The following is a 14,802-nucleotide window of genomic DNA, read 5'->3' on the forward strand; positions in this document are numbered from 1 at the left end:
GCAGATCACGGCCGTCATGTCGGCCCTGGCGACCGCCGGGCTGAATCCCGTGCTGGTCGAGGTCCCGAGCGATCAGCAGCAGGGGATCGTGCTCAGCGTGCAGCACGAGGGCCAAGAGGTGAACCGAGGCTCGGACATCCGGGTCGAGGTCTCGACAGGCCCGGCCGAGCCGGAGACCACGCAGGTGCCCGGGGGGCTGGTCGGCGGCGACGAGAACAACGCGCGGCGGGCGCTTCAGCGTGAAGGGCTGCAGGCGGCCGTCCAGTACCAGGCGTCGGAGGACGTCGCTGAAGGGATCGTCATGGACGTCAACCCGGACGAGGGCGCCGAAGTGCAGCCGAACAGCCAGGTGCAGGTGATCGTGTCGTCCGGTCCCGCGATCGGGTTCCCGGAGCCGTCGGAGGATCCGAGCAACCCCGGGGGCGGCAACGGCAACGGCAACGGCTAGCGCCGTCGTCCGCGATGCCCGTTGAGGGGCCGCCTTCTGCGGGAGGCGGCCCCTCTGCCGGTTGTCGGACGGCGGAGGCAGCTCTGTGAGAGGACTCTCGCGCGCTCGATTCCGCCGTTTCGCACATGGCGGGTAGGCTTGGCCACTGCTGTGAACCCTCCTGTCACGGATAGACCGTGACCGCTGAGACCAGAGGAGGTGGGTATACACATGCGTCAGTACGAACTGATGGTGATCCTGGACCCGGAGGTCGAGGAGCGCACCGTTGCCCCGTCGCTCGACAAGTACCTGTCGGTCATCACGACCGAGGGTGGCTCCGTCGACAAGGTGGACATCTGGGGGCGCCGCCGTCTGGCTTTCGACATCGCGAAGAAGTCCGAGGGCATCTACGCCGTGGTCGACTTCACCGCGACGTCTGCCACCGCCAAGGAGCTGGACCGTCAGCTCGGCCTCAACGAGGTCGTGCTCCGGACCAAGATCCTGCGCACCGGCGACAAGTGAGTCGTCCGAACTGAACTCTCTACGCCCGCGCGAGTGTCAGTGGCTCGTGGTTGCATTCACTGCGAACCCGGATACCGCGTACGGAACGTCGACTGAATCGAGGAATTGGCATGGCTGGTGAAACTGTCATCACAGTGATCGGGAACCTCACGGGGGATCCGGAACTGCGCTTCACCCCTTCAGGTGCTGCGGTCGCCAACTTCACGGTGGCGTCGACCCCGCGTACCTTCGACCGCCAGAGCAACGAGTGGAAGGACGGGGAAACCCTGTTCATGCGCTGCTCGATCTGGCGCGAGGCCGCGGAGAACGTCGCGGAGTCGCTGACCAAGGGCACGCGCGTCATCGCGCAGGGTCGCCTGGTCCAGCGCTCCTACGAGACCCGTGAGGGCGAGAAGCGAACCGTCGTGGAGCTGCAGGTGGACGAGATCGGTCCGTCCCTGCGCTACGCCACGGCCAAGGTCACCCGGGCCCAGCGGTCCGGCGGTGGCGGCGGCTTCGGTGGCGGCGGCGGTGGCTTCAACGGTGGCGGCGCCCAGCAGGGCGGCGGCTCCGGCGGAGGATTCAGTTCTTCCGGTGGCGGTCAGAGCAACGACGACCCGTGGGCCACGGCAGGCCCGGCGTCGTCCGGTGGTTCGTTCTCGGACGACCCGCCGTTCTGATCGGCACCCCCCAGTTCACACTTTTTGTTCGCGCGGCCTGCCAGGCCGAGCGGGCAGCACCTGACGAAGGAGCAACACCATGGCGAAGCCTGTGGTGCGCAAGCCCAAGAAGAAGATCAACCCGCTGAAGTCGGCGAAGATCAACAACATCGACTACAAGGACACGGCGCTGCTGCGCAAGTTCATCTCCGACCGCGGGAAGATCCGCGCTCGTCGTGTCACCGGCGTCTCCGTGCAGGAGCAGCGTCAGATCGCGAAGGCCGTGAAGAACGCCCGCGAGATGGCCCTGCTGCCGTACACGTCGACGGCTCGCTGAGGAAGGGATCGAGAACAATGGCAAAGCTGATCCTGACCCACGAGGTGACCGGCCTGGGTGAGCCCGGCGACGTGGTTGAGGTCAAGGACGGGTACGCCCGTAACTTCCTCATCCCGCGTTCGCTGGCGACGCCCTGGACCAAGGGCGCCGAGTCCGACATCAACGCGATCCGCAAGGCTCGCAAGAGCCGCGAGATCGCCTCGCTGGACGACGCGAAGGCCCTGGCCGACTCGCTGTCCGCGAAGCCGGTGACCGTCACGGCGAACGCCGGCCCCGGTGGTCGTCTGTTCGGTGCGGTGACCACGGCGGACATCGCCGGTGCGGTTGCCGCCGCCGGTGGCCCGTCCGTCGACAAGCGCAAGATCGAGATTGGTCAGTCCATCAAGACGACCGGCGAGTACACCGTCGCGATCCGCCTGCACCCTGAGGTGTCGGCCAAGATCGGCGTGAAGGTCGTCGCCGGCTGAGCTAGCGCTGAGCCGATCGTCTGATCGCGAGAGGCCCCGGCCTTCCCCTCGTGGGGAGCCGGGGCCTTCTGCTGTGCGGAGGTGCGGTGTGCGGACGCCGGGTAGCTGGCCAAGGTCCGCCTCGAGCACACGTTGCGCATGGATCCGGGGCGATCTGCATGCGTAACCGTGTGGTCGAAGCGGACTTCGCTCGGTCGGCATTACGGGACGGGCAGTACCTCCGACTCGTTCGAGAGCAGCGCGTCCAGGGTCAGCGCCGCGGTCCAGGAGAATCGGCGGGTTCCCCGGCCCGCTCCCGTGTCGGGGTCGGCGTACTCGGGGAATCCCTCCGGTGCGGCGACGGTGAAATGCTCTCCCAGACGGGCGGCGAGATCGTCGCGGCCGAGCGCGCGGGCGGCGCGCAGCAGCAGCCACGACATGTTGAACCAGGCGGGCCCGCGCCAGTACAGGGCGGGGTCGAACGTCGGGTCCTCACGCGACGTGCTTGGCAGGAACGGCCCGCCGCCGAGGAATCCGGGACCGGCGAGCGTCGCCAGCAGACGCGCAGTCCGGCCCTGAGCCAGGCTTCTGGCGAGCAGCAGAGGCACCAGCCCGTTCACCGTCGCCCGCCGAACCCGCTCCCCGGTCGTGTCGTCCAGCGCTACATACAGTCCGAGGTCGTCGTTCCACAGGTGCGCGTCCATCGCGGTGATCACGCGCTCGGCAGCCGTCTCGTGCGCACCGGCGTCGGCACCAGTCCCAGCACTGCCGTTGACGCCCCACGGCGCGCCGCCTCCGGCGTCGGCCAGCGCTCCCGCCATCCGGGCCAGGGCGAGCTCTGAGACCGCCAGGACCGAGGCGAACAAGGGGCAGACCATCGCGAAGCCGATCGGGACGTCGTCGGCGCAGCCGGCGTCGCGGTAGGCCTCGGCGAGGCGGTAGTAGCGACGGTAGTCGCGGCTGCCCGGCCGCTCGCCGGTCCCGGCGTGCCGCAGGTCCGGCCGTCGGATGGCGGTGCGCGCCTCCGGGGGCACGCGTTCGAGCGCGGCGTCCCACAGCGGCGAGTTGTCCGTACCGGTCTCCCACGGATGCTTCGTCACCGGCAGGCCGACGGCGCCCGCTCGCGGGCCGTGCAGGTACTCGTGCCAGCGCGCGAGCCGGGGATATAGCCGCGCGAGAAACCCCTCCCGCGCCGAACCCGCAGGGTCCGAGCAGTGCACGAGCCACGCGGCCCAGGCGTGTACGGGCGGCTGCACCAGCCCCGAGGTGGCGGACCGCCAGAACTCCGCGCCGGGCGCGTAGTCGTCGTCGCGCCCGACGTCGTAGACGATCTGCGGCACGCGCCCGTCGGGCCACTGGGCGTCGAGGAGCGTGACGAGCTCCGCCCGTGCGCGTCCCGGCGTCCGGTGCCGTGTGCCGATCGCGACGAACGCCGAGTCCCAGCTCCACTGGTGCGGGTACAGCCCGGTGGCGGGGACGGTGTAGCGGCCGGTCCAGTTGGTCTCGAGGACGCGCGCGGCGGCATCGACGGCGTCTTCCTCAAAGTCCTTGTGCATCTTTCGACAATAGGTTAGACATAAGTGCCAGATCCACTCACTCGATGACGAGGAGATGCCATGTTCCGGCAGAACCGGGCGGCCGTGGGTCGCCTGACGATCGCAGCATCAGCGGCCGCCGCCACGGCCCTGACGCTCACCGCCTGCGGCAGCGGCGGCCCGGAGTCCGACGGGATCATCACCGTCTGGACCGTCGAGACCCAGCCCGAACGCCTCGCGATCCAGCAGGCCGCGATGGACGCCTGGGCCGAGGACGCCGGCGTCGAGACGGATCTGGTGCCGGTCGAGGAGGACCAGGTCTCCCAGCTCCTGTCCGCCGCGGCGCTCTCCGGCGACGACATGCCAGACGTGGTCAATGCGATCAGCCCCGGGCTGGTCCGGTCCTTCGACCGCGACGGCTACCTCGACCGCGACGCCGCGGCGGAGGTGGTCGAGGCGCTCGGCGAGGACACGTTCACGCCGGAGGCCCTGGAGCTGACCTCGGACGGCGACGAGCTGCTCGCCGTGCCGTCGGATGCCTGGCCGATGATGGTCTACTACCGCACGGACCTCTTCGAGGAGGCCGGGTTGGAGCCGCCCACCACGTACGACGACCTGCGCGCGGCGGCCGAGCAGCTCACCACCGACGGACGGTACGGGATCACGTTGGCCACCGACGCGGCCGATCCGTTCACGCAGCAGACGCTGGAGTTCCTGGCGCAGGGCAACGGCTGCGAGCTGGTGGACGACGCGGGCGAAGCGACCCTCGACAGCCCCGAGTGCACCGAGACGATCGAGCTCTACGCCGACCTGGTCGGCGAGCTCTCGCCGGACGGCACGCAGGGCGTCGAGTCGACACGGTCCTCCTACTTCGCCGGGCAGGCCGCGATGGCCGTCTGGTCGTCGTTCCTGCTGGACGAGATGGCGGGCCTGCGCGAGGAGTTCACGCCGTCGTGCGACGAGTGCGCCGACGACCCGGGCTGGCTCGCCGAGAACACCGCCGTCGTCCCCGTGGTGGAGGGACCGTCCTCGGGCGGGGAGGCCGCCGGGTACGTCGAGTTCGTGTCCTGGGGCATCACCGATGGCGCGGACCCGGAGACCACGGACTTCGTGGAGTACATGATGTCCGACGCGTACGTGGACTGGCTGTCGATGGCGCCCGAGGGCAAGGTGCCCGTACGCACGGGAACCGCCGACAGCCCCACCGAGTACACGGATGCGTGGTCCGAGCTGGAGATCGGCGTCGACTCCAAGAAGACGTTCTCCGACGTCTGGCCGACCGAGGTGACCGACACGCTCGCCGCGGCTCCCGAAGCCGCGGACCGCTGGGCGCTGCCGCAGGGGCAGGGCGCCATCCTCGGCCCGATCACGAGCGAGCTGCCGCTGGCCAAGGCCGCGGCCGACCTCGGGTCCGGAAGCATCGACGCCGCCCAGGCCCAGACGACCATGCAGGACGCGGTGTCGGACATAGCCGGCCGCGACTGAACCTGTTGGTTGTGGGCGTGATCGTTGCGGCTATGCGCCCGTTTTAGGCGCAACGATCACGCCCACAACAGAGCAGCGCCCACAACAAAGCAGGAGGAGGGAGGTTGGGATGGCGTCCAAGCTGCGGGGGTTCGAGAACCGGGACGGGATCACGCTTGTCGCGCCGGTGACCCTGGTGGTGGCCGCGATCATCGTGGTCCCCATCGTGTGGACGGTGGTGCTGTCGTTCCAGGACGCGCGGTACGTGGACGTGGCGCGCAACGGGCTCTTCAACGAGGTCACGCTCGAGAACTATGCGAACGTGCTCACCGCCCCCGCGTTCTGGCAGTCGCTGCTCACCACCGTCGAGTACTCGGTGGCCACCACCGTCGGCTCGATCACGGTGGGTCTCGTGGCGGCGCTCGCGTTCCGGGACCGGTTCCGGTTCCGCGCGCCGCTGCGCGCGGTGATGCTGCTCCCGTACGTCGCGCCGGTCGTGGCCACGACCTTCGTCTGGCAGGTCGCGCTGAATCCGCAGTACGGCGTCGTGAACGCGATCGGGACGCAGATGCTCGGCTGGGAGCACCCGGTCAACTTCCTGGCGTCGGCGCCGACGGCACTCCTGACCGTCATCGTCTACGACATCTGGCGGTACTTCCCGTTCGCGTTCCTGTTCCTCGGGGCGGCCCTGACGGGCCTGAGCCGTGAGATCGAGGAGGCCGCGGTGGTCGACGGCGCGACGCCGCTGCAGAAGTTCTGGTTCGTGGTGCTGCCGCAGCTGCTGCCCACGGTCGCTCTGCTGGTGCTGTTCCGCATGGTGATGGCCTTCAACGAGTTCGAGGACGTCTACCTGCTCACCGGCGGCGCCGCCGGCACGCAGGTGGCCTCCGTGCGGGTGTTCGAGCAGCTCACCGGTTCGAGCGACATCGGCGGCGCGAGTGCCACCGCCGCGGTGATGGCCGTGTTCCTGGGCGTCGCGCTGGCGTTCTACCTGCGCCTGACGGCCCGGCAGAGGGAGGCGTGATGAGCGCGGTGACCGTCCAGGGCAGCGTGCTGAGGGTGCTGCGCGTCGTCGTGATCGTGGCGTTCGTGCTGGCCACCGTGCTGCCGTTCGTCTACATGCTGTCGCTGAGCTTCGTCCGCATCGACGACCTGCTCCGCGAGCCACTGCGCGTCCTGCCCGCCCTCGACCGGATCACCACGGAGACTTATCGGGAGGTGCTGGCCTCCGAGGAGGACGGCGGGTACGGGTTCGCGCGGTTCATGCGGAACTCCGCTGTAGTCGCCGTGTCGGCGTCGGCGCTGACCGTCGCCCTGGTCGTCCCGGCGTCGTACGCGCTGACACGCCTGCGGTTCGCGGGGCGCACGCAGATCTCGTGGCTGTTCCTGGCCGTGTACCTGTTCCCGACGATCATCATCGCGGTGCCGGTGTTCGTCGGATTCCAGGTGCTGGGGCTCGGGTCGTCCCTGGTGGGGCTCGTCATCGCGTACGTGGCGCTGACCGTGCCGGTCTCCGTGCACATGCTGCGCAACTATCTGGCGGGCATCCCGGAGTCGATCGACGAGGCAGCGGTGATCGACGGCGCGTCCCGCTTCCAGATCCTGACCCGGATCACCGTGCCCCTCGCGATGCCGACCATCATGTCGACGGCGCTGTACTCGTTCATGATCGCGTGGAACGAGTTCCTGTTCGCGCTCCTGTTCCTCTCCGCCAAGCAGGACCTGTGGACCGTCTCGCTCGGGCTGACCCGCCTCGCCGACGGTCAGGAGGTGTCGAAGACCGTCCTCATGGCGGGCAGCGTGCTCCTCACGGTGCCGATCGTGATTCTGTACGGAATAGCGGAGCGGGCACTCACCGAGGGGCTGACGGCCGGGGCCGACAAGGGATAATGGGCCGAGGGGAGAACTGAGGAAAGACGTGGCAGCAGGCGCGGGCGAGATCCTGCAGCTCATCAGGAGCGGACGAGCGACCACGCGCACCGAGGTGCTCGAGGCGACGGGGCTGTCGCGCGTCACCGTGGCCCAGCGGATGGATGCCCTGGTGGCGGGCGGCGTCATCCGCGCGGCCGGTGACGCCGGAGCGACGGGCGGACGGCGGGCCGAGCGGTTCGTCTTCGACCCGACCGACTCGCTCGTGCTCGTGGCGGCCCTGGAGCTGGGTGAGGGGGAGCTCGCCGTCGTCGACCCGCACGGTGCCCTGTTGGCCCGGGCGTCCCTCGCCGTCGACCTCGCGGCCGGGCCGGACGCCGTCGTGCCGCAGGTTCTGGATGGTTTCGACACGCTCCTGGTCGACCTCGGCATCAAGCCGGACGCCGTCGGCGGCGTGGCGATCTCCGTGCCGGGACCCGTCGACCCGGACAGCCACCGCCTGTCCGATCCGCCGGTCATGCCGGGGTGGGGCGCGTGGCCCGTCGTGGAGGCCGTGCGCGAGCGGTTCGACGTACCGGTGCACCTCGAGAACGACGCCGACGCGATGGCATACGGCGAGTTCACCGAGCTCGGCGCGCGCCGGGAGGGCCGCCCGCAGCCGTTCGTGCTGGTCAAGGTGTCGGAGTTCCTCGGGGCCGGACTCGTCATCGACGGCCGCACCTATCGTGGGACCGACGGCGGCGCCGGCGACATCGGGCACATCGACGTGGGCGGCGACGCCGTCTGCCGGTGCGGCCGCCGAGGGTGCCTCGCCGCCGAGGCGGGCGGTGCCGCGCTGTTGCGGCGCCTCGGGGAGGCGGGGGCCGACGTCGGCTCGCTCGCCGAGCTGCGCGCGCTCGCCGAGCGTGGCGATCCGCTGGTGACCGCGGAGCTGGATCGGGCCGCCGGGCTGATCGGGAGGGTGCTGGCCGTGGTGGTCGGCGTGCTCAACCCGGCCGACCTCGTGGTGGCCGGGGAGCTGGCGGTGCCGACAGTGATCGCCGGGATCCGGGCCGGCATCTACACGGGCGCGCAGCCCCGGGCGACGGCGCGGCTGCGGATCCGTCCGGCCGTGCTCGGGCCGGACGCCGTCCTGATCGGGCTCGCGCGGGTCGTCGTCGACGACCGGTTCTCGGCGGAGGCGGTCGACGCCCGGCTGGGTTGATGACTTTCGCCGGTTGGCGGGAGCGGGTGATCTTGCGACTCTTTACTGAGTTGTGATCAGTAGAACGTTCCGCCAGGCCACACCCGCCGGTACCTTCAGCGCAGACGCCCGATATGACGGGCTTCGTGCTCGCCAACGGCGGCGGGCCCGGCGAACAGGGGCGCCGGTCGGACAACTTTTCGCGGGGCAGGGACGCCCGCGGAACGAGAGGTGAACCGATGACGCAGCTTCACGCAGCACGAACACCAGGGCCGGGACCAGCACCCACGATCCTGATGGCGGTGGGCGTTGCCCTCCTGCTCATCGGCGCGATCGTGGCCACGGCCTTCATGCTCCTGTTCCAGGGCGAGGTCGTGTCCGGTGCGGACCGGCTGGACGACGGCGCAGCCGAGCTGAACGACGGCGTCCAGACCAGCCTGGTCTCCGGCGTCGGCGAGCTCAGTGCCGGGGCCACGGAGCTCAACGACGGCGTGCAGAACGACGTGGTGCCTGGCGTCGAGAAGCTCGCTGATGGCGCGGGGCAGCTCGATTCCGGGGCCGCTGAGCTGCGGGCGGGCGTGATCAAGCTGCATGACGGGTCGAAGAAGATCGCGGACGGGACTGCCGAGACGGCGGAGGACGTCGCTGACCTGGCGGACGCGTCGCTGCGGCTGACGGCTGGTTCGACGAAGTTGAACGATGGTTCGAAGCAACTCGACGATGGCTCGAAGCGGCTGAACGACGGTCTCGGCGAGTTGAATGCCGCGGCGCCCGCGCTCGCAGACGGGGCTGGGAAGCTCGCAGACGGTTCTCTCAAGCTGCAGGGCGGCGTCGAACGACTCAACGACGAGGGCGTGACCCCACTTGCGGACGGAGCCAAGGACGTCGCGTCCGGGTCTGCCCGGGTGTATGCAGGCAATACGGCACTCAACGGTGGGTTGTCGCAGCTCGCGGCAAACAACGGAGCGATCCTGAACGGGACCAGCGATCTCCAGTCCGGCGCCGGGACCTTGGCTGCTGGCGCCGTTGCCTTGGACAACGGCGTCGATCAACTCAACGCCGGACTGCAGCAGCTCGACGCAGCAACGCCCACGCTCGTGCAGGGCGCGGCAGACACTGCGGCAGGGGCGCAGAAGGTCGCGGCAGGCGCCGCACCGGTGGCGGACGGCGCTGCTGCGGCGGAGGCCGGCGCGGACGTGCTCGCCACAAAGCTCGGCGGCCTCGTCACGGGTGCGCAGCAGGTCCAGGGCGGCACCCAGGCTCTCCAGACGAAGTTGACTGAGCTCGCTGGGGCCACCGACGACCCCGCGCTGAAGCAGCAGCTCGAAGGGCTCGCGGCATCAGCTGGCGGCCTGGCTGCCGGAGCCGGACAGGTCGTGGAAGGAGCCGGTCAAGCAAAGGAAGGAGCTGCCGGTCTCAGCGGTTCGCTCGGCAAGTTGTCGGCTGGCGCTTCGGCCGTCGCGAGCGGTTCGGCGGCCGTGGCTGGAGGCTCTGCGCAGGTGTCCGGTGGTGCTCAGCAGGTCGCCGCAGGCGTCGGGGCCCTCGCGGCCGGTGCGGACGCCGCTGCCGTCGGCTCGGAGAAGGTCAAGGACGGAGGCGTCGCGTTGCAGGGTGGCGTTGGGAGGCTCGCACCCGGCATCCAGGAGTACGTCGCTGGCGTTGGCTCGGCGTATGAAGGTAGCTCGACCCTTGTCGCAGGGGCCGAGAAGGTGGCTGGCGGCAGTGCGAAGGTCGCAGGCGGGGCCGGCGCGCTCAAGGAGAAGATGCCTGAGGTGCTTTCGGGAGCAGCGCGAGTGGCCGACGGCAACGCTGCGCTGTTCTCCAAGACGCCCGCGCTCGTCTCCGGCGTCGGGCGGCTGCACACCGGATCCGGGCAGCTGGTCGACGGAACCGGGCAGCTGGTGGACGGCTCCGGACGCCTCGTCGACGGCATCATCCAGGTGCGCGACCGCGTGGTCCCGAAGGTCGAGAAGTCGCAGCGCCTCGCCGACGGCTCGGTCAAGGTCCGCGACGGCCTCAAGGACGCTCGCAAGGGCGCGCGCACCCTCGTCGCCGGCACCGGCGCCCTCGACGACGGCACGCAGACATTGGCGGCCGGTGCCACCGACCTCGCTGCCGGCACGCAGCTGCTCGCTGATGGTTCCGGCGAGCTGGCGACCGGCACCACGGACCTGGCGTCCGGGACGATGCGACTCTCCGGGGGTACTGAGAAGCTTCGCACTGACGTCGACGGCGCGCCGCTTGGGGTGGCCGGCATCGTCATCATCATCGGCGCCGCGCTCGGTCTGCTGGCGGCCCTCGCCGGCCTGATCCTGCTGAACAGGCGCCGCGCCTGATCCACGCAGATCACTGGGATCGCCGGGGTGGAGCACATCGCTCTACCCCGGCGATCGTGCGTTCACAGCTCCGCGAGCATGTTCGACATCCGGTCGATCTCCGCCATCTGGTCGGCGGCGATATTGGTCGCCAGCTCGATGACCCGCTCCTCGCTGCCGGATCCCGCTACCTCTTCGCACATGGTGAGCGCACCCTCGTGGTGCTTGATCATGCCTTCGAGGAACAGCCGGTCGAACTCCGCGCCCTCGGCCGCCTCCAAAGCCGCCATCTCGACGTCGGTCAGCATCCCGGGCATGCCTGCGGTGTCGTGCTCGTGCTCGGGCGCCCGCGGGCCGGAGCCGTCCCCGCCGTCGACGTCCAGGGGCACGGGGTAGTCGTTCTCCTCCAGCCAGCCGGACATGAGGTCGATCTCGCTGTCCTGCACGACGTCGATGCGGGCTGCGAACTTCTTGATCTGGTCGGATGCGCTGCGGTCCGGGACCAGGCCCGACATCTCGATGGCCTGCCCATGGTGCAGGATCATGTCGCTCAGGAAGTCGGCGTCGGCCTTCGAGAACGGCGCCTGGGCAGGCGCACCCTCGTAGTCCTCGGGCGCGATCGTCTCGGCCTTCTCCCCCGGCTTTCCTGGCTGCAGCACGACGGAGCTCGGAGTCGAGACGGCTTCGGGCTCCTCGTCCGGGGTGCAGGCCGACAGCACGAGGGCGGGCGCGAGCACGACCACACCGAGCGCGAGGGCCCGGATCCGTGCTCGCCGTGCGGTACCTGTCAGCATCTCCACGGGTGTCCTCTCGTACGGGCTGTCGCGGCGTCGTCGGCGAACCGTAGCCAGGATCCTCTCAGGTGATTTGTCACCGCTGTGTAAATAGCACCCCATTTCCCTGGTGCTGGGAGAACGCTGTGAGTCAAAATGCGTCCACCGACCTAGGAGGTGTGACGCCCTTGCGTCGTCCAACCTTTACCCGATCGCAAGTACGTGGTGCTGGCGCCGCTGCACTCGTGGCGGTCCTCGCGGCGGGCACGCTCGCCGTCGCGGCGCCGAGCCTTGCATCCCCCGGTGACGGTGAGTCAGAGCTCACCGCGACCACCAACTCGACAATGACGTCGTCTGCCGATCCCGACGTACCCCCGGGCGAGACCCAGTCGTCGAAGATCACCCACCTCAGCAACCAGCCCAAGAACGGCGCCCTGCTCGGCACCGGTTCGGATATCGCGTTCCAGGGCAAGTACGCGTTCGCCGGCAACTACGACGGCTTCACCGTCTACGACCTGTCCGATCCGGAGAACCCCGAGCAGGTCGTGCAGGTCTCCTGCCCCGGCGGCCAGAACGACATCTCCGTCTACAAGAACGTCCTCGTCCTGTCGACGGACTCGTCGCGCAGCGACGACTCCTGCGCGTCGACGCCGCTCGCGGCCACCAACAAGGAAGCCTGGGAAGGCATCAAGGTCTGGGATATCTCCAACCCGCTGGAGCCGGAGTACGTCCAGTCCGTCGAGACCGAGTGCGGCTCGCACACGCACTCCCTGGCGCCGTCCAAGGACGGCCGGAACGTCTACGCCTACGTCTCCTCGTACTTCCCGTCGGAGACGTACCCGGACTGCCAGCCGCCGCACGACACGGTCTCGATCGTGAAGGTCCCGCTGCGTTCGCCGGAGTCGGCCCGCATCGTCTCCACGCCGAACCTGTTCCCGGACGGCGGGTACGGCGGTGACGACCGCGGCTCGTACACGGAGACCACCGGTTGCCACGACATCACCACCTACGCCAAGTACGACCTGGCCGCGGGCGCGTGCATGGGTGACGGCATCCTGATGGACATCTCCAACCGGGAGCGTCCGAAGGTCATCAGCCGGGTGCGGGACACGGAGAACTTCGCGTTCTGGCACTCGGCGACGTTCAACAACGACGCCACCAAGGTCGTCTTCACTGACGAGCTCGGCGGCGGCGGTCTCGCGACCTGCACCGCTGAGTACGCGCCGGAGCTGGGCGCCAACGGCATCTACGACATCAAGCGGAAGTGGTTCGGCAAGAAGGAGCTCGTCTTCAAGTCGTACTACAAGATTCCCCGCATCAACACGGAGAACGAGAACTGCGTGGCGCACAACGGCTCGCTGATCCCGGTCAAGGGCAAGGACCTCATGGTCCAGTCCTGGTACCAGGGCGGCGTCTCGGTGTTCGACTTCACCGACTCGTCCAACCCGACCGAGCTCGCCTGGTTCGACCGCGGCGAGGGCGTGAGCGGTGGCGGTACCTGGTCCACGTACTACTACAACGGGTACGCGTACTCGAACGATCTCTCGATCGGTTTCGACACGTTCGAGGTCGACGACTCGATCGACGGCGCGGCCGAGAAGGTCCGGCTGAGGTCGCTCAACCCGCAGATGCAGGAGTCGTTCGGCCGCTGACGCGTCCGCACGAGCAGGGCGCGTCGGCCCCGGCGCAGTTGGCTGCCCGACGGCGGTCGGGGTGCTTTCCGTACGGAAGGTGCCCCGGACGCCGTCGGGCAGCTTGCTGTCGCTCGGGGCATTTGTCACCACTATGTAAATAATCACCAATGGTCCTGGTGCTGGGAGGTTGCTGTGAGCGAAACTGCCTCAACCGACCTTGGAGGTGTGGCGCCCGTGCGTCGTTCAACCTTTACTCGATCTCGTGCGCGGGGCGCCGCTGGTGTCGCCCTGACGGCGTTCTTCGCCGCCGCGGCAGTGGCGCTCGCGGGCCCAGTGGCCGCTTCTGTCGCAGATCCGGACGTCCCTCCGGGTGAGACCGCGTCCTCGAACATGACTCACCTGAGCAACCAGCCGAAGAACGGCGCCCTGCTCGGCACCGGTTCGGACATCGCGTTCCAGGGCAAGTACGCGTTCGCCGGCAACTACGACGGCTTCACCGTCTACGACCTGACGGACAAGGAGAACCCGGAGCAGGTCGTTCAGGTGTCCTGCCCGGGCTCGCAGAACGACGTCTCGGTGTACAAGGACATCCTCGTGCTGTCGACGGACTCGTCGCGCAGCGACGACTCCTGCGCGTCGACGTCGATGCCGGCCACCGAGAAGGCGGCCTGGGAGGGCATCAAGATCTGGGACATCTCCAACCCGCTCGCCCCCGAGTACGTCAAGTCGATCGAGACCGAGTGCGGGTCGCACACGCACTCGCTGGCCCCGGCCAAGGACGGCCGGAACCTCTATGCCTACGTGTCGTCGTACTCGCCGAACACGACCTACCCGGACTGCCAGCCGCCGCACGACTTCGTCTCGATCGTGAAGATCCCGGTGCAACGCCCGACGGCGGCCGCGCTGGTCGCCACGCCGAACCTGTTCCCGGACGGCGGCTACGAGGGCGACCCCGACCGTCGGGCATCCACCACGAGCGGCTGCCACGACGTCACCACCTACGCCAAGTACGACCTGGCAGCCGGTGCGTGCATGGGTGACGGCATCCTGATGGACATCTCGAACCGCGAGCGTCCCCGGGTGATCAGCCGGGTGCGGGACACGGAGAACTTCGCGTTCTGGCACTCGGCCACGTTCAACAACGACGCCACCAAGATCGTCTTCACCGACGAGCTGGGCGGCGGCGGTCTCGCGACCTGCACCGGTGAGTACGCGCCGGAGCTGGGTGCCAACGGCATCTACGACATCAAGCGTTCGCCGTTCGGCAAGACGAAGCTCGAGCTCGCGTCGTACTACAAGATCCCGCGGATCAACACCGCCGCTGAGAACTGTGTGGCGCACAACGGGTCGTTGATCCCGGTCAAGGGCAAGGACCTCATGGTCCAGTCCTGGTACCAGGGCGGCGTCTCGGTGTTCGACTTCACGGATTCCGACAACCCGCGTGAGGTGGCCTGGTTCGATCGCGGCGAGGGTGTCAGCAGCGGCGGCACCTGGTCGACGTACTACTACAACGGGTACGCGTACTCGAACGACCTCGGCATCGGCTTCGACACGTTCGACATCGACGACTCGATCGACGGTCCGGCCGAGAAGGTCCGGCAGAACAGCCTGAACCCGCAGATGCAGGAGCGGTTCGGCCGCTGACCCACCCCGCCGAGG

The 14,802-nt window shown here is 68.9% G+C and carries 14 protein-coding genes; 12 read left to right on the forward strand and 2 right to left on the reverse strand.

What is annotated here, in order from left to right:
- From EW117_RS00005 to rplI, 5 genes are all read left to right on the forward strand, one after another.
- A partial coding sequence (locus EW117_RS00005; RefSeq protein ID WP_129782682.1) for a PASTA domain-containing protein occupies nt 1-448 on the forward strand: 448 nt, incomplete at its 5' end.
- 210 nt (nt 449-658) lie between these two features.
- Nucleotides 659-949 carry a 30S ribosomal protein S6 gene (gene rpsF / locus EW117_RS00010; RefSeq protein ID WP_207211701.1) on the forward strand — a complete coding sequence of 97 codons (291 nt, stop codon included), beginning with the start codon at nt 659-661 and terminating at the stop codon, nt 947-949.
- A gap of 110 nt (nt 950-1,059) precedes the next feature.
- Nucleotides 1,060-1,608, forward strand: coding sequence for a single-stranded DNA-binding protein (locus tag EW117_RS00015; RefSeq protein ID WP_129782683.1), 549 nt, complete (start codon nt 1,060-1,062; stop codon nt 1,606-1,608).
- A 79-nt stretch (nt 1,609-1,687) separates the two neighbouring features.
- Nucleotides 1,688-1,924, forward strand: a complete 237-nt coding sequence (gene rpsR / locus EW117_RS00020) for a 30S ribosomal protein S18 (RefSeq protein WP_108492916.1) — start codon at nt 1,688-1,690, stop codon at nt 1,922-1,924.
- 17 nt (nt 1,925-1,941) lie between these two features.
- Entirely contained in the window at nt 1,942-2,391 is a 450-nt protein-coding gene (gene rplI, locus EW117_RS00025; protein WP_129782684.1) for a 50S ribosomal protein L9, read from the forward strand.
- Nucleotides 2,392-2,591: 200 nt separating this feature from the next.
- Here the strand turns inward: rplI and EW117_RS00030 are convergent, their stop codons facing one another.
- Entirely contained in the window at nt 2,592-3,926 is a 1,335-nt protein-coding gene (locus EW117_RS00030; RefSeq protein WP_129782685.1) for an MGH1-like glycoside hydrolase domain-containing protein, read from the reverse strand.
- Nucleotides 3,927-3,986: 60 nt separating this feature from the next.
- Between EW117_RS00030 and EW117_RS00035 the strand changes: the two genes are divergently transcribed.
- The 5 genes from EW117_RS00035 (at nt 3,987) to EW117_RS00055 (ending at nt 10,757) form a co-directional block, all read left to right on the forward strand.
- Entirely contained in the window at nt 3,987-5,390 is a 1,404-nt protein-coding gene (locus tag EW117_RS00035; RefSeq protein WP_129782686.1) for an ABC transporter substrate-binding protein, read from the forward strand.
- Between the two features lie 109 nt (nt 5,391-5,499).
- The gene (locus EW117_RS00040) at nt 5,500-6,393 is read left to right on the forward strand and encodes a carbohydrate ABC transporter permease (protein WP_129782687.1); all 894 of its coding nucleotides are present in this window, start codon (nt 5,500-5,502) and stop codon (nt 6,391-6,393) included.
- Nucleotides 6,393-7,259 carry a carbohydrate ABC transporter permease gene (locus tag EW117_RS00045; protein ID WP_129782688.1) on the forward strand — a complete coding sequence of 289 codons (867 nt, stop codon included), beginning with the start codon at nt 6,393-6,395 and terminating at the stop codon, nt 7,257-7,259. The genes EW117_RS00040 and EW117_RS00045 overlap by 1 nt, the downstream gene beginning before the upstream one ends.
- 28 nt (nt 7,260-7,287) lie before the next feature.
- Nucleotides 7,288-8,442: an ROK family transcriptional regulator gene (locus tag EW117_RS00050; protein ID WP_129782689.1), complete on the forward strand. Its 1,155-nt coding sequence runs from the start codon at nt 7,288-7,290 to the stop codon at nt 8,440-8,442.
- 218 nt (nt 8,443-8,660) lie between these two features.
- Nucleotides 8,661-10,757: a hypothetical protein gene (locus tag EW117_RS00055; RefSeq protein WP_165362389.1), complete on the forward strand. Its 2,097-nt coding sequence runs from the start codon at nt 8,661-8,663 to the stop codon at nt 10,755-10,757.
- A 62-nt stretch (nt 10,758-10,819) separates the two neighbouring features.
- Here EW117_RS00055 and EW117_RS00060 read toward each other — a convergent pair whose 3' ends face one another.
- A complete protein-coding gene (locus EW117_RS00060; RefSeq protein ID WP_242504022.1) occupies nt 10,820-11,530 on the reverse strand; it encodes a DUF305 domain-containing protein in 711 nt (236 codons plus the stop codon).
- A gap of 224 nt (nt 11,531-11,754) precedes the next feature.
- On the opposite strand from EW117_RS00060, the gene EW117_RS00065 reads away from it, so the two are divergent.
- Nucleotides 11,755-13,161 (forward strand): LVIVD repeat-containing protein, encoded by a 1,407-nt coding sequence (locus EW117_RS00065; protein WP_242503981.1) that lies wholly within the window; start codon nt 11,755-11,757, stop codon nt 13,159-13,161.
- Nucleotides 13,162-13,533: 372 nt separating this feature from the next.
- Nucleotides 13,534-14,787 carry an LVIVD repeat-containing protein gene (locus EW117_RS00070; RefSeq protein ID WP_242503982.1) on the forward strand — a complete coding sequence of 418 codons (1,254 nt, stop codon included), beginning with the start codon at nt 13,534-13,536 and terminating at the stop codon, nt 14,785-14,787.
- Nucleotides 14,788-14,802: the final 15 nt, after the last annotated feature.

Origin of the sequence: Promicromonospora panici (genome assembly GCF_900608595.1) — a bacterium.
Classification (GTDB): domain Bacteria; phylum Actinomycetota; class Actinomycetes; order Actinomycetales; family Cellulomonadaceae; genus Promicromonospora; species Promicromonospora panici.

Excerpts from the sequence above, each read along its gene's own strand:
- rplI (WP_129782684.1), top strand. The coding sequence starts at position 1,942 with ATGGCAAAGCTGATCCTGACCCACGAGGTGACCGGCCTGGGTGAGCCC.
- EW117_RS00070 (WP_242503982.1), top strand. The coding sequence starts at position 13,534 with ATGACTCACCTGAGCAACCAGCCGAAGAACGGCGCCCTGCTCGGCACC.
- EW117_RS00030 (WP_129782685.1), bottom strand. The coding sequence starts at position 3,926 with ATGCACAAGGACTTTGAGGAAGACGCCGTCGATGCCGCCGCGCGCGTC.
- rpsR (WP_108492916.1), top strand. The coding sequence starts at position 1,688 with ATGGCGAAGCCTGTGGTGCGCAAGCCCAAGAAGAAGATCAACCCGCTG.
- EW117_RS00060 (WP_242504022.1), bottom strand. The coding sequence starts at position 11,530 with ATGCTGACAGGTACCGCACGGCGAGCACGGATCCGGGCCCTCGCGCTC.
- EW117_RS00035 (WP_129782686.1), top strand. The coding sequence starts at position 3,987 with ATGTTCCGGCAGAACCGGGCGGCCGTGGGTCGCCTGACGATCGCAGCA.
- EW117_RS00045 (WP_129782688.1), top strand. The coding sequence starts at position 6,393 with ATGAGCGCGGTGACCGTCCAGGGCAGCGTGCTGAGGGTGCTGCGCGTC.
- rpsF (WP_207211701.1), top strand. The coding sequence starts at position 659 with ATGCGTCAGTACGAACTGATGGTGATCCTGGACCCGGAGGTCGAGGAG.
- EW117_RS00040 (WP_129782687.1), top strand. The coding sequence starts at position 5,500 with ATGGCGTCCAAGCTGCGGGGGTTCGAGAACCGGGACGGGATCACGCTT.
- EW117_RS00055 (WP_165362389.1), top strand. The coding sequence starts at position 8,661 with ATGACGCAGCTTCACGCAGCACGAACACCAGGGCCGGGACCAGCACCC.
- EW117_RS00015 (WP_129782683.1), top strand. The coding sequence starts at position 1,060 with ATGGCTGGTGAAACTGTCATCACAGTGATCGGGAACCTCACGGGGGAT.